Genomic DNA, 15,982 nt, shown 5'->3' with positions numbered 1-15,982 from the left:
GGGGCCCGGGGGAGGGTCAGAGCCCGCCGGTGGTGAGGGCCCGGGAGTCCGGCACGCGCCGTGCCGGCACCCGGGCCGCCCGCCGTTCGCCGGTGAGCAGCTCGAAGGCCCACTCGGCCGACATCAGCGCGCCCTCCTGCCAGCCGGGCAGCGCGGAGACCTGGTCGCCGATCACCAGGAGCGCGTCCTCGCCCTGGGGGTACATCAGGGTGGTGTAGAGGTGCTTGTGCTCCGGGTCGGCCGGGCGCCAGTCGGCCCAGGCGCCGAGCTGGTGCGGGACCTTGTGCCAGGCGACGGAGAGGGCCAGCTCGCCGGGCACCACGGTGGGCGAGGCGAACTCGTCGTGCAGCCGGGCGGCGGCCGAGCGGGCACTGGCGATCCGCTCCTCGTGGGAGCGGTCGCCGAAGGTCTCGGCCGTTCCGTAGGAGTTGTAGGCCCCGGTCAGGGTGCCCTTCCCGGTGGCGGAGAAGTAGTCGTTGGACGGGTACCAGATCTGGCGGACCTCGTGGTCGATCCAGCTGATGCCGCCGTAGATCTGGTAGCGCTCGGACTCCCAGAACCGTCGGTTGGCCTGCCAGCCGACCTTGCAGGCGGGGGCGAACGGGGTGTCCCGCACGGCGGTGCGGAAGTCCTCGGTGACGCCGGTCAGGGTGACCTGCCGGTGGAGCACCGGCAGCGGGACGTTGCTCAGGCAGTGGTCGAAGCGCTGCTGCCGCTCCGTGCCGCCCTCGGACCAGCCGACCACCGCCCCGGCGCCGTCCAGCCGGACGCTGCGCACCGGACAGTCGAGCTTGAGCACGCCGGCCGGCAGGGCGGCGGCTGCCGCCCGCCAGATCGAGTCCATGCCGCCGACCGGCTGGAACGAGGTGGTGTGCCAGTGCAGCTCGCTGTCCTGGTAGAAGCCGTGCTCCCAGAAGCCGCTGTCGAGCAGGTCGGCCAGCGCGAGCGGGTCGACGGGCTCCTCCTGCTGAGGGACGGAGGGCCGGGCGGCCAGGCCGGAGCGGGTGGAGCCGTGGTAGCGGCGGTCGTCCGGGTCGAGGGCGCCGAACTCCACCAGCAGCTCGGCGAACCGCTCCCGCTGAGCGGGCGTCAGCCCGTCGGTGCTCTGGCTGCCTCCCTCCAGTGCCCGGTGCAGGTGCTCGGCGACGTAGCCCCGGGTGTCGTTGGCGATCCGGCGGTTGGGCTTCGGGGCGCCCTGCCAGGTGGCGCCGGTCTGGAAGAGGTTGGCCGTGCTGGTGTGGACGTACGGCTCCAGCGCGACCCCGAGGGTGCGGCAGAACTCCAGGACCCGCTGGTGGTGGTAGGGGATCCGGCCCGCGCCGAGGTTGAGGTAGAGGCCCTCGTCGAAGCCGCAGGTCAGGGTGCGGGTGGAGCCGTCGGCCCAGGACTCGGTGATCCGGTCCCCCGGGCGGGCGGTGAGGGTGCGGCCGCCGACCCGGCCGGTGGCCTCCAGCACCGTCACCCGGTACCCGGCCGCGGTGAACCGCAGCGCCGCGGCCAGCCCGGCCGGGCCCGCGCCGAGCACCGCCACGGTCTTCCCCTCGCCGGCCCGGGGTGCGGCCGTGCGCGGGGGAGTGGCGGCGGTGGCCGGGGCGGCTCCGGTCATCACCTGCGTCAGGGTGGCGGTGGCGGCGACCGCCCCGGCCAGGCCCAGGAAGGCGCGGCGGTCGGGGGCGGCGTGGTCCGGCTGGTCCATGGGTGCTCCTCGGGGACTGACGGCTCGGCAGGAGTCGTACCGCCCATGGGTAGCATGCGGAGCAGTCGGCATCAGTGGGTGTGCGAAGGAATTGCCGCCGGGGGAGTGATAGGTCGTCAAATGGACTGGTAGGAAGGTCAGTCCGCGCTGTCGCGGAGCGCCTCCAGCAGCCGCAGCCAGACCTCGCTGACCGTCGGGTACGCCGGGACGGCGTGCCAGAGCCGGGCCACCGGCACCTCGCCGACCACCGCGACGGTGGCCGAGTGCAGCAGCTCCGCCACCCCGGGACCGACGAAGGTCGCGCCGACCAGCACGCCGCGGTCCAGGTCCACCACCAGCCGCGCCCTCCCCCGGTAGTCGTCCACGTAGAGCGAGGCGCCCGCGACGTGGCCCAGCTCGTGGTCGACCGCCCGGACCCGCAGCCCGGCCCGCTCCGCCTCGGCCAGGCTCAGGCCGACCGCCGCCGCCTCCGGCTCGGTGAAGACCACCTGCGGCGCCCCGGCGGTGTCCGCGCTGGCCGCGTGCGCGCCCCAGCGGGCGGTGTCCAGCGGCTCGCCGGCCGCCCGGGCGGCGATGGCCGCGCCGGTGATCCGGGCCTGGTACTTGCCCTGGTGGGTCAGCAGCGCCCGGTGGTTGACGTCCCCGGCCGCGTACAGCCAGCCGCCCGGGACGCCCTCGACCAGGCAGGTGTCGTCCACCGGCAGCCAGCGGCCCGGCTCCAGGCCGACGCTGGCCAGCCCGAGGTCGTCGGTGCGCGGCACCCGGCCGGTGGCGTACAGCACCTCGTCCGCCGCCACCGAGGAGCCGTCGGCCAGCGAGAGCGTCACCTCCCCGCCCTGCCGGGCCAGGCGCACCACCTCGGCACCGAGCCGGACGTCCACCCCGGCGGCCCGCAGGCCGTCCGCCACCAGCTCACCGGCGAACGGCTCCATCCGGTCCAGCAGCGTCCCGCCGCGCACCAGCAGGGTGACCCGGGAGCCGAGCGCCCGCCAGGCGGTGGCCATCTCCACCGCGACCACCCCGCCGCCGACCACCGCCAGCCGGCCCGGCACCTTGGCCGAGCTGGTCGCGTCCCGGCTGGTCCACGGATGGGCCTCGGCCAGCCCCGGCACCGGCGGCAGCGCGGCCCGCGAGCCGGTGCACACCGCCACCGCGTGACGGGCCGTCAGCACCCGTACCCCCTCCGGCGTCTCCACCTCCACCCGCCGCTCCCCGGCCAGCCGGCCGTGGCCCCGGACCAGGTCGATCCCGGTGTCGCGCAGCCAGGTCACCTGGCTGTCGTCGTGCCAGTGCCAGGTGAACTCGTCCCGCCGGGCCAGCACCGCCGCCGCGTCCAGCTCCCCGGTCACCGCCTCCCGCGCACCCGGCAGTGCCCGGGCGTGGGCCAGCGCGTGGGCCGGGCGCAGCAGCGCCTTGCTCGGCATGCAGGCCCAGTAGGAGCACTCGCCGCCGATCAGCTGACTCTCCACCAGCACCGTGCTCAGCCCCGCCGCCCTGGTCCGGTCGGCCAGGTTCTCCCCGGTCGGACCGCCCCCGAGGACCACCACGTCGTACTGCTCCGCCTCGCCGCTCATCCCTGCCCCGCTCTCTCCGTCGTCCCTCCGTACGGGCCCATCCTGCGGGGGGCCGGGCGGCCGGGCCAGCGCCGACGCCGGTGTGTCGCCGAGCGGGAAACCAGGGGCGGGCGCGGTGGGGGCTCTGGCATCATCTCCGTCCGTGCCGATAGCCACCACGTGCCCGAACTGCACGACCGAGCTCCCCGCCGACGACCGCTTCCCGGTCTGGTGCCACGCCTGCGAGTGGAACCTGGTGCCGCCCCGGCCGAAGCCCGACGGCTCGGCGAAGGAGCGCCGCAAGGCCGCCCGGAACCGGGCCCGGGAGGAGCGCCGCGAGCAGGTGGCGCGGCGGCGGGCGGAACGGCTGTACCACGCGCTGGAGCGCGGTGACGGCCCGGGCGCCGACCGCAACTGGCTGATCGCCGCGGCTCTGGCGGGGGTGGTGCACCTGGTGACGGTCGCCGTGGTCCTCGGCTCGCTCTGGCTGGTGGTGACCGGGACCCTGCCGATGCGGCTGGTGGGCTGCCTGGGCCTGCTGATCGGATTCCTGCTGCGCCCGAGGTTCGGCCGGATCAGGACGGACGACTCCTTCCTCACCCGCGCCCAGGCCCCGCAGCTGTACGCCCTGGCCGACCGGGTCGCCACGGCCGTCGGCGGCCGGCCGGTGGACCGCATCAGGGTCACCGGCAGCTTCAACGCCTCCTTCGGCCGGTTCGGCCTGCGCCGCCGCGGCGTGCTGGAGATCGGACTGCCGCTCTGGGCGGTGCTGTCCGCGCCGGAGCGGGTCGCCCTGCTCGGCCACGAGCTCGGCCACGACGTGAACGGGGACCACCGGCGCGGACTCTGGCTGCACTCGGCGGTGGCGGCCGTGCGCGAGTGGCACCTGCTGACCCTGGACGACGAGACGCCCTCGGAGGACGGCCTGGTCAACCTGGTCCAGGCCCTGCTGCTGGTGCCGAGGCTGCTGCTGCAGGTCCTGACGGAGCGTCTGCTGTTCCTGCTGGACCGGCTGACCAGCCGCTCCGGCCAGGGCGCCGAGTACCGGGCGGACCTGCTGGCCGCCACCGTCGCCTCGCCCGCCGCGGCCCGCGGGATGCTCGCCGCGCTGCTGCTGGAACCGACCGCCGAGGCCGCGGTGGTCCGCATCCGCAGCCGGTCGCGCCTGCGGACCTCCCGGCCCGGCCGGGACGGCGGCGAGGCGGTGGCCGAGCTCTGGACCGAGCTGGCCGGCCTGGCGGGCGGACTCACCCCGCGCGAGCGGGAGCGCCGACTGCGGCTGGGCGCCCACGAGTTCGCCGCGGTGGACTCGACCCACCCGCCGACCCACCTGCGGATCGCCCTGCTGGACCGCCCGGTCGAGCCGCGGCCGGTGGCCTTCGGCCGGATCGAGCAGGAGAAGGTGGAGGCCGAGCTCGCCCCGGCCCGCGGCCGGGTGGGCGAGCGGCTGCTGGACGGCTGAGCGGCGCGTCCGGTCCGGACTGTCCCGTCCCGCCGCAGGTCAGGCGTTGTGCTTTCGGTACGAAATTCGCGGGCCCGGCGGCCGGGTGGCTGGCTAGGGTGCCGTGGTGACGGTCAAGAGAACTGGTCCGGGGGAACCGGACGTGCGGGGTGCCGGGCGGTACCTCTGGTGGCTGGCGGCCAGCCAGCCGGGGCGGGTCGCGCTCGGCGCGGTGCTGAGCGCGGTGTGGCTGGGCGCGCTGACGATGATGCCCTACATCCTCTCCCGGGCCGTGGACGACGGCCTCAAGGCCGACGACTACCCGGCCCTGGCCGGGTGGGCGGTGGCCTTCCTGGTCATCGGCGCGGTGAACGCGGTGATCGGGGCGTACCGCCACCGCACCATGACCAAGGTCCGGATGGACGCCACCTTCCGCACCACCCGCGTGGTGGTCCGTCAGGCCGTCCGGCTCGGCGGCGAGCTGCCCCGGCAGACCGCCACCGGCGAGGTGGTGACCATCGGCGTCTCCGACGTGCAGCGGATGAGCCAGACCCTCACCTTCAGCGGACCGGGCTTCGGAGCCGTGGTGGCCTACCTGCTGGTCGCGGGCCAGCTGCTGCGGATCTCGCCGGTGCTCGCCGCGCTGGTGCTGCTGGGCGTCCCGGCGCTGGCCGGGCTGATCGGTCCGATGCTCGCCCGGGTCCAGCGGGCCGAGGCCGGGTACCGGGAGCAGCAGGGCGAGGTGGCGGCCCGGTTCGAGGACCTGAGCGACGGCCTGCGGGTGCTCAACGGGCTCGGCGGCAAGGAGGAGTTCGCCGCCCGGTACGCCCGGGAGTCGCGCAAGCTGATGGCCGACGGCTTCAAGGTCGGCCGGGTGGCCAGCTGGATCGAGGCGCTCGGCAGCGGACTGCCGCTGCTCTTCCTCGGCGCGGTGACCTGGGTCGCCGCCCGGATGGCGGCCCAGGGCTCCATCACGATCGGCGAGCTGGTCGCCGTCTACGGCTACACGGCGGCCCTCACGGTGCCGGTCTACTTCCTGATCGAGGGCGGCCGCGACCTCACCCGCGGTCTGGTCGCGGCCGAGCGGACGGTCGGCTTCCTCCGGCTGGAGCCCCGCCCGGCCGGCCCGGCCGCCGCGGCCACCCCGGCCCCCGCCGGCCCCGCCCCGCTCCGGGACGAGCTCTCCGGCGTCGAACTCGCCCCCGGCGGGCTCACGGTGCTCGCCGCCCGGCGGCCCGCCGAGGCGCTGGAGGTGGCGGACCGGCTGGCGCTGTTCGCCGACCCCGGTGCGGAGGGCGGCCGGTGGGACGGCCGCCCGCTGGAGGAGTACGCGCTGCGCGAGGTGCGCGGCCGGATCGTGCTGGCGGAGAACGAGGCGACGCTGTTCGCCGGGCCGCTGCGCGAGGTGCTCGGCGGGCGGCGGGAGCGGGCCGACCAGGAGCTGCTCGCCGCCCTGGAGGCGGCCTCGGCGCTGGACGTGCTGCGCGGGCTGCCCGGCGGCCTGGCCGCCCCGATCCGGACGGAGGGCCGCAACCTCTCCGGCGGCCAGCGTCAACGGCTGCGCCTGGCACGGGCGTTGCTCGCCGATCCGGAGGTGCTGATCGCGGTCGAGCCCAGCTCCGCCGTGGACACCCACACCGAGGCGGCGATGGCGGCCGGCCTGCGGGCCTTCCGGGCCGGGCGGACCACGCTGGTGGTCTCCACCTCGCCGCTGCTGCTCGACCTCGCCGACACCGTGCTGTACCTGGCCGACGGCCGGGTCGCCGCCGCCGGCACCCACCGCGAACTGCTGCGCCGGGCCCCGGAGTACCGGGCCCTGGTCTCCCGCGACGAGGAGGAGCCGCCCGCGGGCACCCGCGTCCCGCTGCCGACGGCCCGTACGTCCTCGCCCACCACCACCGAGGAGGCCGCCCGATGAGCACCGAACGAGCCCTTCCCGTCGCCACGCCCCGGGAGACCCGCCGGGCCGCCGCCGCGCTGCTGCGCGAGGACGGCCGGGCGCTCGGCGGCGTGACCGCGCTGAACGGCCTGGCCGCCCTGGTCGGCCTGGCCGGGCCCTGGCTGCTCGGCCGGATCGTCGACGCGGTGGTGAAGGGCCACGGCGCCGCCGCCGTGGACCGGCTGGCACTGGCCGTGGTGGTCTGCGGCGTGGTGCAGCTCCTGCTGACCCGTCAGGCGGTGCACCAGGGCTACCGGGTGGCCGAGCGGGCCGCCGCGCGGCTGCGCGAGCGCCTGGTCGAGCGGGTGCTGGCGCTGCCGCCGACCGTGGTGGAGCGGGTCGGCACCGGCGATCTGACGACCCGTGGCACCACCGACGTGGCCACCGTCGGCACCACCCTCAAGGACAGCGTCCCGGAGATGGCGGTGGGGGTCTTCCAGGGGCTGTTCATCCTGGTCGCGATCTTCCTGGTCGACCCGCTGCTCGGGGCGTGCAGCGTGCTCGCCCTCTCCGGCCTGTGGTTCGTCGCCCGCTGGTACCTGGCCCGGGCCCGGGACGCCTACCTGGCCGAGGGCGCGGCCAACTCGGAGGTCGCCGAGGTGCTCGGCACCACCGCCGCCGGGGCCCGGACGGTCGAGGCGCTCGGCCTCCAGGAGCGCCGCACCGCCGCGATGGAGACCGCGATCGAGGTCTCCAGGACGGCCCGGCTGCGCACCCTGCTGCTGCGCAGCTTCCTCTTCCCGCTGGTCGACACCTCCTACGTGGCGCCGGTGACGGTGGTGCTGCTGGTCGGCGGCGCGCTGCACGCCAACGGTTCGGTGGAGCTCAGCGCGGTGGTGACCTGCACGCTCTACCTGCGGCGGCTGGTCGACCCGCTGGACACCGTGATGCTCCGGCTGGAGCAGCTGCAGAGCAGTGCCGCCTCCTTCGCCCGGGTGGAGGGCGTCGGCGCGGTGCCGGCCGAGGACACGGGGACGGCCGGCACGGCCCGCCCGGCCGACCAGCGGATCGAGGTGAGCGGGGTCCGCTACGCCTACGAGGGCGGCCAGGACGTGCTGCACGGGGTCGACCTGACGGTCCGTCCGGGGGAGCGGCTGGCGGTGGTCGGCCCCTCCGGCTCGGGCAAGACCACGCTGAGCCGGCTGCTGGCCGGGATGGACCGGCCGAGCGGCGGCTCGGTGCTGGTCGGCGGCGTGCCGGTGGCCGACCTGGACCCGGAGCTGCTGCGCCGGGAGGTGGTGCTGGTCACCCAGGAGCACCACGTCTTCCTCGGCACGCTGCGGGACAACCTGCGGATCGCCGCGCCCGCCGCCGAGGACGGCGAGCTGGCCGAGGCGCTGGCGGCGGTCGGCTGGACACACGGGCTGCCGGACGGCCTGGACACCGAGCTCGGCCCGACGGGTCACCGGCTCGACGGTGCCCAGGCCCAGCAGTTGGCGCTGGCCCGGGTGGTGCTGGCGGATCCGCACACCGTGATCCTGGACGAGGCCACCGCCCTGCTCGACCCGACGGCGGCCCGGGCCACCGAGCGGGCGCTGGCCGCGGTGCTCAAGGGCCGCACCGTGATCGCAGTGGCGCACCGGCTGCACACCGCGCACGACGCGGACCGGGTGGCCGTGATGGCGGACGGGCGGCTGACCGAGCTGGGCAGCCACGAGGAGCTGGTCGCCCGCGACGGGGCGTACGCGGCGCTCTGGCGCTCCTGGCAGCAGAAGTGAGACGACGTCAGGGGGCCGGGGCACGGACGTGCCCCGGCCCCCTGACGTTCCGCGCCGCGCTCAGTGCATCCGGCGAACCCGGAGGAAGCAGAGGCCGAGCAGCAGTGCGGTGACGGCCAGGCAGATCCCGGTCTGGGTCCAGAGCATCGGCCACTCGTGGGCCGGCGGGTGGAACAGCACGAAGGCCCGGTCGACGGTGGCCACGTGGGGCTCGCAGCCGGAGTCCTGGCAGAGCAGGCTGCCGTCCGGCAGGGCGTAGGGCGGCCAGTTTCCCTGGCCGGCGATGGTGATCCCGTCCGAGGTGCGGTAGCCGGTCGCCAGGATCTCGGAGTTCAGCGGGGACTCGGCGGGGAAGCCGTACCCGGTGACCAGCTCCCTGATGTCGGCGTTCTGCGGCATCAGCGCGAGCCGCACCGGAGCCTCCACCTCGACGGCGGGGGTGAACACGTCGCGCAGGTCGTCCACGGCCAGCCGCAGGCCGGCGGTGAGCACGGCGGTGACCGCCATCGCCGCCACCACCCGGCGCACCAGCAGGCCGGCCGTGACGCCGACCGCCAGCCCGACCAGGCAGAAGGCGATCGTGGACGGGCCCTCGGTGGAGCGGGCCATCCAGCCGAACCAGTGGTAGTACCCGGGCACCCCGAAGCGGCCCTCGATCACCGTCCTCCACCAGCTGGCGGCACCCGCCAGCACGGCCGATCCGACCAGTGTCAGGGCGAACGGGGCGGCCAGCCGCCCGGCCAGCCAGCGGGTGCGGGAGACCGACTGGGTCCAGGCCAGTCGGTGGGTGCCGGACTCGAACTCGCGGGCCAGCAGCGGCGCCCCGGCGAACAGCCCGAGGGCGAACGGGAGCAGGAACAGCACCCAGCCGGTGCCGGAGACGGCCGGCGGCCACCACTCCGGGATGGCGCGCCGCAGGTCGGAGACGTCCGAGCACTCCGGCGGGTAGTAGACGTCGTTGCAGTTCCGGAGCCCGTTGGAGTCGATCCAGACGCTGATCCGCCGGCCGAACAGGAGTACCCAGGTGGTGAAGGCGAGCAGGATGCCGCCGGCGGCCAGCAGGGTGGTCCGCTCCTGACGCAGGCTCAGCCAGGCGGTGCCGCGCAGCGAGGGACGGGGGAGGGCGGCGGTGCTCAACGGACCGTCACCTCCTCGCGGACGGTCGGCGCGGCGGTGCCGGGGGCGCGCAGGTGGGCCAGCAGGAGTTCCTCCAGGGTGGGCTCGCCCAGGTCCCAGTCCGGGTCGACCGGGCCGGTGGGGCGGATCATCGCGGTGGCCTGACGGCCCGTCCGGCGGAGTTCGACGAGGTGGTGGGGGGCGAGGGCGGGCGGGGTGCCCTCGCCCTCGTGGGCGCCGACCACCTTGCGGTGGGCGGCGAGCAGCTCGTCCACCTCCCCGGCCAGCCGGACGCTGCCGTCGCGCAGCAGCAGCACGTGGTCGCAGACCCCGTCCAGTTCGGCCAGCACGTGCGAGGAGATCAGCACGGTGGTGCCGTGCTCGACGGCCTGGGCCAGCAGCAGGCCGGTCAGCTCGTGCCGGGCCACCGGGTCGACGTCGGCCAGGGGTTCGTCCAGCAGCAGCAGGTCGGGCCGCTTGCCGAGGGCCAGGGCCAGGGCGACCCGGGTGCGCTGGCCGCCGGAGAGCGAGCCGACCCGGGTGTTGGGTGCCAAGTTGCCCTGCTCCAGCACGAGTTCGGCGGTCTTCTGGTCCCAGGAGGGGTTGAGCTCGCGCCCCATCCGGAGGGTGTCGGCGACGGACAGTCGGGGGTAGAGCGGCTTGTCCTGGGCCAGCAGGGCGAACCGGCGGCGGCCCTCCGCCGTGCCCGGTGCGTGGCCGAAGACCTCGACGGTGCCGGTGGTGGGGGCGAGCAGTCCGGCGGCCAGCGCCATCAGGGTGGACTTGCCGGCGCCGTTCGGGCCGACCAGGGCGCTGATCCGGCCGGTCGGGAGGGTCAGCTCGCAGTCCTGCAGGGCCCAGCCGCGGCGGTATCTCAGCCCGAGTCCGCTTGTCCTCAACGCCGGTATGTCCTGCGGGAGTTGGACTTCGGTGGGGTGGTTCACCCGGGCTCCTCGGCCGTGCTGGCGCGTGCGCTGGTGGTCGGTGGGGATCTGTTCGGTCAGCTGCCGGCCGGCGCGGCGGGGCCGGGATCGGGGCCGGCGAAGCCGGTGTTCAGTGCGGTGGTGACGACGGCCTCGACGTCCTCCCGGTCCAGCCCGGCCTCCCGGGCCCGGCGCACCCAGTCGGCCAGCTCCTCGTGCAGCGCGGAGGCGGCGACCGTCTCGGGCTTGGCCAGCGAGCGCCGGACGAAGGTGCCGACCCCTCGCCGGCTGTCGACCAGACCCTCCCGCTCCAGCTCGCGGTAGGCCTTGAGCACGGTGTTGGGGTTGATCGCCGTCGCCTCCACCACCTCGCGGGCGGTGGGGAGTTGGTCACCGGGGCGGAGCACGCCCAGTCTCAGGGCGCGCTTGGTCTGCTCCACGATCTGGAGATACGGGGAGAGACCGCTGTGCCGGTCGATGAGGTACTCGACCACGTGCTGACCTTCATTCCACTAGTTATCTAGGGAAATCCTGCCCAGTCGTGGGGGCAGGCGTCAAGTGCCGCTCTTGACAGGCCTGGACGCGCCGTGATCACCATTCCACTAGTTAACTAGTGGAATGGTGATCAGATGAACCTCGCCCTGCTGGAGCGCCGGTCCGGCCGGACCGCGCACCCGAAGCCCGAGGCGCGGCGCCGTACGGCGCCCGGCCCGAACGCGGTGGCGCTCGCCGTCACCTGCCTGTTCGCCGTGGTGTACGCGCTGCTCTCGATCACCCGGCACCGCCGGATGCTCAGCTCGGCCTTCGACCTGGGGATCTTCGAGCAGGCGGTGAGCGCCTACGCCCAGGGCCGGGCGCCGGTGGTCGAGCTCAAGGGCCCCGGCTACAACCTGCTGGGCGACCACTTCCACCCGGTACTGGCCACGCTGGCGCCCGCCTACCGGCTGGCCCCCGGCCCGATCACCCTGCTGCTGGCCCAGGCGGTGCTGATGGCGCTGGCCTGCCTGCCGCTCACCCGCTGGGCGTGCCGGGCGGCCGGCCGCCGGGCCGGCCTGCTGATCGGTCTGGCCTTCGGGAGTTCGTGGGGCATGGTCTCGGCGGTGGCCTTCGACTTCCACGAAATCGCCTTCGCCGTACCGCTGTTGGCCTTCACGGTCGAGGCGCTGGCGGCCCGGCGGTGGCGGGCCGCGGTGCTCTGGGCGCTGCCGCTGGTGCTGGTCAAGGAGGACCTCGGGCTGACCGTCGGCGCGGTCGGGGGCTACCTGCTGTGGCGCGGGGACCGCCGCGCCGTGCGCCGGGGCGGTCTGGCCCTGCTGGTGCTCGGCCCGGCGGCCACCGTGCTGGAGACGCTGGTGCTGCTGCCGATGGCCAACACGAACGGCGTCTTCGACTACTGGAACCAGGTGCCCGGAGCCGAGGGCTCGACCGGCCTCTCGCCGTTCCTGCTGTTCTGGCCGCCGGTGAAGTGGCTGCTGCTCTTCATGCTGGCCGCCCCGGTCGCCTTCGTCGCGGTGCGCTCGCCGCTGGTGCTGCTGGCCGTGCCCACCCTGGGCTGGCGGCTGCTGGGGGCCAACGAGCACTACTGGGAACCCTCGTACCACTACAGCGCGGTGCTGATGCCGGTGCTGTTCGGCGCCTTGGTCCACCGCCTCGGGCAGGCCGGCGGGTGGCGGCGGGGTCGGGCGCGGCGGTTGGTGCTGGGCTGGGTGGCCGCGTTCGCCGTGGTCGGGGCGGTGGTCTACCCGCTGCGCGACCTGGTCCTGCCCGGTGGCTGGACGCCGAACGCGCACGTCCGGACCGCGCACCGGCTGCTGGCCCAGGTGCCGGACGGCGCGACGGTGGCGGCCGGCAACCGGTTGAGCCCGCTGCTGGTCTCCCGGGCCACCGTCAGTCTGGCCTGCCAGGGCGGCCCGGAGGCGGCCGACCCGCCCCGATGGGTCGTGATCGACCGCACCGACCCGACGGTGAAGAGCCCCTGCCCGGAGGCCCGCACCCTGGAGCGGCTGGCGGCGTACCGGGCCGCCGGTTACCTGACGGTGGCCGAGGAGGACGGCGTCATCGTGCTGCGGAGGCCGTGAGCTCGCCCTCGGCGGCGGTGAGTTGAGTGCTCATCAGGCGCTGCGGCCGGCGCACCAGCAGGTAGCCGACCCCGGCCAGGGTGACCAGGCCGACGCCGAGCAGGGCGGCCCAGACCTGGTACCAGGGGGCGCCGGCCGGGGCCAGCACCGTGCGGGGCCAGCAGATGTTGACCACCTCGAAGCCGGTCCACAGCACCGCCAGCAGGTTGACCGGGGTGCCCCAGCGGCCGAGCGAGAAGGCCCCGGCCGGGCGCCAGGTGCCGCGCAGGCGGGCGGTGAGGGCGGTCAGGCAGAGCAGGAAGAACGGCAGGAAGGTGGCTGCGGTGCCGAAGGTGATCAGGCTGCCGATCGCGGTGGACTCCAGGCCGAGCGGCAGCGCGGCGGCGCTCACCAGGGTGGCCGCGACCAGGCCGCCGATCGGGGCCTGGTGGCGGTTCACCGTGCGGATCCGCCGGGAGAACGGGAAGACCCCGTCCCGGGCCAGCGAGTACAGGCCGCGAGCGGCTCCGCCCTGGGAGGCCATCAGACAGGCGGCGAAGCTGACCAGCACCACCAGCACGAAGGGCTTGGCGGCCCAGCCGCCGAAGCCGGTGACCACGGCGGTGGTGACCGGGTCGAGGTCCTCGCCCCGCACCACCCGGGCCGGGTCGGGGTGGGCGAGCGCCACCGAGACGGCGTTCAGGATCACCACGGCGCCCACGCTCAGCAGGGCCCAGCGCATCGCGCGCGGCACCTGGCGGGCCGCGTCCTTGGTCTCCTCGGCGGTGGAGACGCAGGCGTCGAAGCCGATGAAGGCCCAGCCGCCGACCGCCACCACGGCCAGCAGGCCGGCGAGGCCGCCGGTGCCGGTGGTCACCGAGGCGCCGAGGTCGTCGGTCAGCAGGGCGAAGCCGTGCTCGCGGAAGAACAGCAGCAGGGCCAGCCCGACCAGCACCGAGGCCACCGTCTCGGCCGCGATCCCGGCGCTGACGAACCAGCGCAGCAGGTTGATCCCGTAGGCGTTGACCAGCAGGCAGGCCACGGTGAACGCGGCGGCGGTGAGCACGAGTTGGGGAGGGGTGGGCACCGCGTCGAAGAGCGCGAAGAACCAGGGCGCGGCCAGGTAGGCCACGGTGGTGTTGGCGAACATCACCGCGAACTGCCAGAGCCAGCCGCTCAGCCAGGCGAAGCCGGGCGAGGCCAGCCGGCGGGCCCACTGGTAGGCCCCGCCGGCCAGCGGCCACTGCGAGGCCAGCTCGGAGTAGACGCCCACCACCAGCAGCTGCCCGACCAGGCAGACCGGCAGGGCCCACACCCAGGCCCCGCCGCGCAGGCTCATGCCCACCTGGGCCACCGCGTACAGGCCCACCACCGGGGAGACCACGGCGAAGCCCATCGCCACGTTGCCCAGCATGCCCAGACTGCGGCGCAGCTCCTGGCGGTAGCCGAGCGCGGCCAGCCTCTCGCTGTCCGTACCGGGGATGTCATCGGTCATCGGGAACCGCCTCGCCCTCGTAAAACTAACTTTGTTAGTCCGTGACCGTAGCCGCCCGCCGCGAGGGAGGGAAGGGGTGAGACCAGGCTGTAACGTGGCCGGTCGGACGAGGTGGAAGGGCGGGGCGGGCGTGGGCCGACCGAACAGGGCGCTGCTGAGCCGGGAGGCCATCGCGGCCGCCGCGCTGGCGGTGGTGGACGAGGGCGGGGCGGACGGCCTCACCATGCGGGCGCTGGCCGAGCGGCTCGGCGTCAAGGCGGCCTCGCTCTACAACCACGTCGCCGGGAAGGACGAACTGGTCGACGGACTGGCCGAGTTGGTCAACGCCGAGATCGACCTCGGGCCGCTCGCCGGGCCGGACTGGAAGGCCGGGGTGGCCGAGTACGCCCGCGGTTACCGGGCGGCCTTCCTGCGCCATCCGCACACCATCGCCCTGCTGGCCCGGCGTAGGGTCGGCGCCGAGCGCCAACTCCTCGGCTACGAGAGCCTGCTGTCCTGCCTGGGCCGGGCCGGCTTCGAGCCCGCCGACGCCGCCGAGGCGGCCGCCGCACTGGACTACCTGGTGCTCGGCTCCGCACTGGAGACCTTCACGGCCGGCTTCGCCCGCCCGGTGGAGGACTACCGGCCCGGCTACCCGTCACTGGCCGAGGCGCTCACCGCCTCGGCGGCCCGGGGGAGCGGACTGGACGACCGGGGCTTCGAACTGGCACTGCGGCTGCTGCTGGACGGCCTGGCCGCCCGGCTCTGAGGCGCCGCTCAGGGCCCCGGGCCCGGGTGCGGCCGAGGGTGTGGGCCCCGGACACGACGGTGGGCGGGCCCGGTCTCGTCCCCGGGCCCGCCCATGCTCCCGCCCACCGGTCACGACCGGTGCGCCCTCCGGCCCCGCGGGCGGGGCCGGAAGCCTGGTGTCAGGCCTGCGCGGCGGCCTGCTCGGCCGCGATCTTGGCGCGGACCTCGTCCATGTCCAGCTCGCGGGCCTTGCCGATCAGCTCCTCGAAGGCCTGCTCGGGCAGGGCGCCGGCCTGGGAGAAGATCATCACGCCTTCGCGGATGATCGCCAGGGTCGGGATCGACCGGATCTCGAACGCGGCCGCGAGCTCCTGCTGCGCCTCGGTGTCCACCTTGGCGAAGACCAGGTCGGAGTGGCGCTCGGCGGCCTTCTCGAAGACCGGCGCGAAGCGCAGGCAGGGGCCGCACCAGCCCGCCCAGAAGTCGATGAAGACGAAGGCCTTCCCGTCCGGGCCCTGTACCACCTCGTCGAAGTTCTCGGTGGTCAGTTCGACGGTGCTCATGTTCTGCTCCTGCCTCTCTCGTGGTCGCGTCCCGCACCGCCCTCAACAGGCCCTCGCCCCGGGCTATTCCGCCGCTCGGTCTACCTGGTCGGCACGTAGTCGAAGCGCGGGGTCAGCACGCCGAACAGCGAGTCCGGCTCCGGTCCGCTGCCGAAGTACGTCGCGGCCAGCCCGGCGGCGTCCTTGGAGAAGTGGAACGGCACCTGCTCCAGCTTGAAGCCGGTCAGGGTCGGCCGCCCGCCCGCGATGACCTCGGCCGGGGTGGTGTAGGCGACCATCACCTCCTCCAGCACCGGCCTGCCGTCCACCAGCACCCCGGCCGAGTAGCCCGGCTGCGGCATCACCCGGATCCAGGTCGGGAGCAGCGCGACCACGTGGCCGCTGCTCTCCTGGGTGAGGGTGATCCCGCCCGGGTAGAAGATCCGGCCCTTCTCGTCCAGGTGGTCCCCGGCGGTGGAGCCGATCGGCATGTCGAAGCCGAAGCCGTCCGGGTCGAGCACGAAGGGCGCGATGGCGCCCAGCCTGACCCCGGCGCCGGTCAGCCACGCCTTGGTGGCCTCGCTCGCCCGGAGGTGGGCGCTGCCCCAGGGCGAGATGTACGGGCCGACGGCCCGCAGCTGCGGGGGTTGGCTCCCGGCGTCCTGGTGCACGGGCACCGACGCGCGCGCGGCGGCCGGGACGAGCGGAAGGGCCAGGGCCAGGGCGGCGGTGGCGAGTTTTCGGAAGAGGTTCACTGTCCGGGATCCGATCGG

The 15,982-nt window shown here is 74.9% G+C and carries 12 protein-coding genes and 1 pseudogene; 5 read left to right on the top strand and 8 right to left on the bottom strand.

What is annotated here, in order from left to right; genetic code table 11:
• Positions 1-16 precede the first annotated feature (16 nt).
• Entirely contained in the window at positions 17-1,696 is a 1,680-nt protein-coding gene (locus ACWEPF_RS04830; protein WP_452171433.1) for a flavin monoamine oxidase family protein, read from the bottom strand.
• 137 nt (positions 1,697-1,833) lie between these two features.
• Positions 1,834-3,270, bottom strand: coding sequence for a dihydrolipoyl dehydrogenase family protein (locus tag ACWEPF_RS04825; RefSeq protein ID WP_452171432.1), 1,437 nt, complete (start codon positions 3,268-3,270; stop codon positions 1,834-1,836).
• 142 nt (positions 3,271-3,412) lie between these two features.
• On the opposite strand from ACWEPF_RS04825, the gene ACWEPF_RS04820 reads away from it, so the two are divergent.
• The 3 genes from ACWEPF_RS04820 to ACWEPF_RS04810 all read left to right on the top strand — a co-directional run bounded on the left by ACWEPF_RS04820 (position 3,413) and on the right by ACWEPF_RS04810 (position 8,347).
• Entirely contained in the window at positions 3,413-4,711 is a 1,299-nt protein-coding gene (locus ACWEPF_RS04820) for a M48 family metallopeptidase (RefSeq protein WP_452171431.1), read from the top strand.
• 106 nt (positions 4,712-4,817) lie between these two features.
• Positions 4,818-6,608 carry an ABC transporter transmembrane domain-containing protein gene (locus ACWEPF_RS04815; protein WP_452171430.1) on the top strand — a complete coding sequence of 597 codons (1,791 nt, stop codon included), beginning with the start codon at positions 4,818-4,820 and terminating at the stop codon, positions 6,606-6,608.
• Positions 6,605-8,347, top strand: coding sequence for an ABC transporter ATP-binding protein (locus ACWEPF_RS04810; protein ID WP_452171429.1), 1,743 nt, complete (start codon positions 6,605-6,607; stop codon positions 8,345-8,347). Before ACWEPF_RS04815 ends, ACWEPF_RS04810 begins: the two co-directional genes overlap by 4 nt.
• Before the next feature lie 60 nt (positions 8,348-8,407).
• On the opposite strand, the gene ACWEPF_RS04805 is transcribed toward ACWEPF_RS04810, so the two are convergent.
• Genes ACWEPF_RS04805 through ACWEPF_RS04795 form a run of 3 tightly spaced genes read right to left on the bottom strand, consistent with a single transcriptional unit; the run spans position 8,408 to position 10,880 of the window.
• The gene (locus tag ACWEPF_RS04805; protein WP_452171428.1) at positions 8,408-9,484 is read right to left on the bottom strand and encodes a hypothetical protein; all 1,077 of its coding nucleotides are present in this window, start codon (positions 9,482-9,484) and stop codon (positions 8,408-8,410) included.
• Positions 9,481-10,407: an ATP-binding cassette domain-containing protein gene (locus tag ACWEPF_RS04800; RefSeq protein WP_452171427.1), complete on the bottom strand. Its 927-nt coding sequence runs from the start codon at positions 10,405-10,407 to the stop codon at positions 9,481-9,483. Before ACWEPF_RS04800 ends, ACWEPF_RS04805 begins: the two co-directional genes overlap by 4 nt.
• 56 nt (positions 10,408-10,463) lie before the next feature.
• Complete coding sequence (locus tag ACWEPF_RS04795) at positions 10,464-10,880, bottom strand: GntR family transcriptional regulator (RefSeq protein ID WP_452171426.1); 417 nt, start codon at positions 10,878-10,880, stop codon at positions 10,464-10,466.
• 135 nt (positions 10,881-11,015) lie between these two features.
• Here ACWEPF_RS04795 and ACWEPF_RS04790 point away from each other — a divergent pair, with 135 nt between their 5' ends.
• Positions 11,016-12,464, top strand: coding sequence for a DUF2079 domain-containing protein (locus tag ACWEPF_RS04790; RefSeq protein ID WP_452171425.1), 1,449 nt, complete (start codon positions 11,016-11,018; stop codon positions 12,462-12,464).
• On the opposite strand, the gene ACWEPF_RS04785 is transcribed toward ACWEPF_RS04790, so the two are convergent.
• Entirely contained in the window at positions 12,442-13,938 is a 1,497-nt protein-coding gene (locus tag ACWEPF_RS04785) for an APC family permease (protein ID WP_452171424.1), read from the bottom strand. The two genes, ACWEPF_RS04790 and ACWEPF_RS04785, sit on opposite strands and share 23 nt — an antisense overlap.
• 130 nt (positions 13,939-14,068) lie before the next feature.
• Here ACWEPF_RS04785 and ACWEPF_RS04780 point away from each other — a divergent pair, with 130 nt between their 5' ends.
• Positions 14,069-14,686: a TetR/AcrR family transcriptional regulator C-terminal domain-containing protein gene (locus ACWEPF_RS04780; RefSeq protein ID WP_345289005.1), complete on the top strand. Its 618-nt coding sequence runs from the start codon at positions 14,069-14,071 to the stop codon at positions 14,684-14,686.
• Between the two features lie 160 nt (positions 14,687-14,846).
• On the opposite strand, the pseudogene ACWEPF_RS04775 reads toward ACWEPF_RS04780, so the two are convergent.
• Together ACWEPF_RS04775 and ACWEPF_RS04770 are read right to left on the bottom strand one after the other, a co-directional pair.
• Positions 14,847-15,239: pseudogene (locus ACWEPF_RS04775) on the bottom strand (thioredoxin family protein); the annotation flags it as partial.
• A 71-nt stretch (positions 15,240-15,310) separates the two neighbouring features.
• Positions 15,311-15,964 carry a hypothetical protein gene (locus ACWEPF_RS04770; RefSeq protein WP_452171423.1) on the bottom strand — a complete coding sequence of 218 codons (654 nt, stop codon included), beginning with the start codon at positions 15,962-15,964 and terminating at the stop codon, positions 15,311-15,313.
• Between the last annotated feature and the right edge of the window lie 18 nt (positions 15,965-15,982).

This window comes from Kitasatospora sp. NPDC004289, assembly GCF_053602875.1.
The sequence above is the reverse complement of the archived record's forward strand: the minus strand, read 5'-3'. Positions and strand labels throughout refer to the sequence as shown.

What these genes read in the sequence shown, in the direction of transcription:
- ACWEPF_RS04810 (WP_452171429.1), top strand. Translation starts at nt 6,605, where the DNA reads ATGAGCACCGAACGAGCCCTTCCCGTCGCCACGCCCCGGGAGACCCGC.
- ACWEPF_RS04785 (WP_452171424.1), bottom strand. Translation starts at nt 13,938, where the DNA reads ATGACCGATGACATCCCCGGTACGGACAGCGAGAGGCTGGCCGCGCTC.
- ACWEPF_RS04825 (WP_452171432.1), bottom strand. Translation starts at nt 3,270, where the DNA reads ATGAGCGGCGAGGCGGAGCAGTACGACGTGGTGGTCCTCGGGGGCGGT.
- ACWEPF_RS04790 (WP_452171425.1), top strand. Translation starts at nt 11,016, where the DNA reads ATGAACCTCGCCCTGCTGGAGCGCCGGTCCGGCCGGACCGCGCACCCG.
- ACWEPF_RS04830 (WP_452171433.1), bottom strand. Translation starts at nt 1,696, where the DNA reads ATGGACCAGCCGGACCACGCCGCCCCCGACCGCCGCGCCTTCCTGGGC.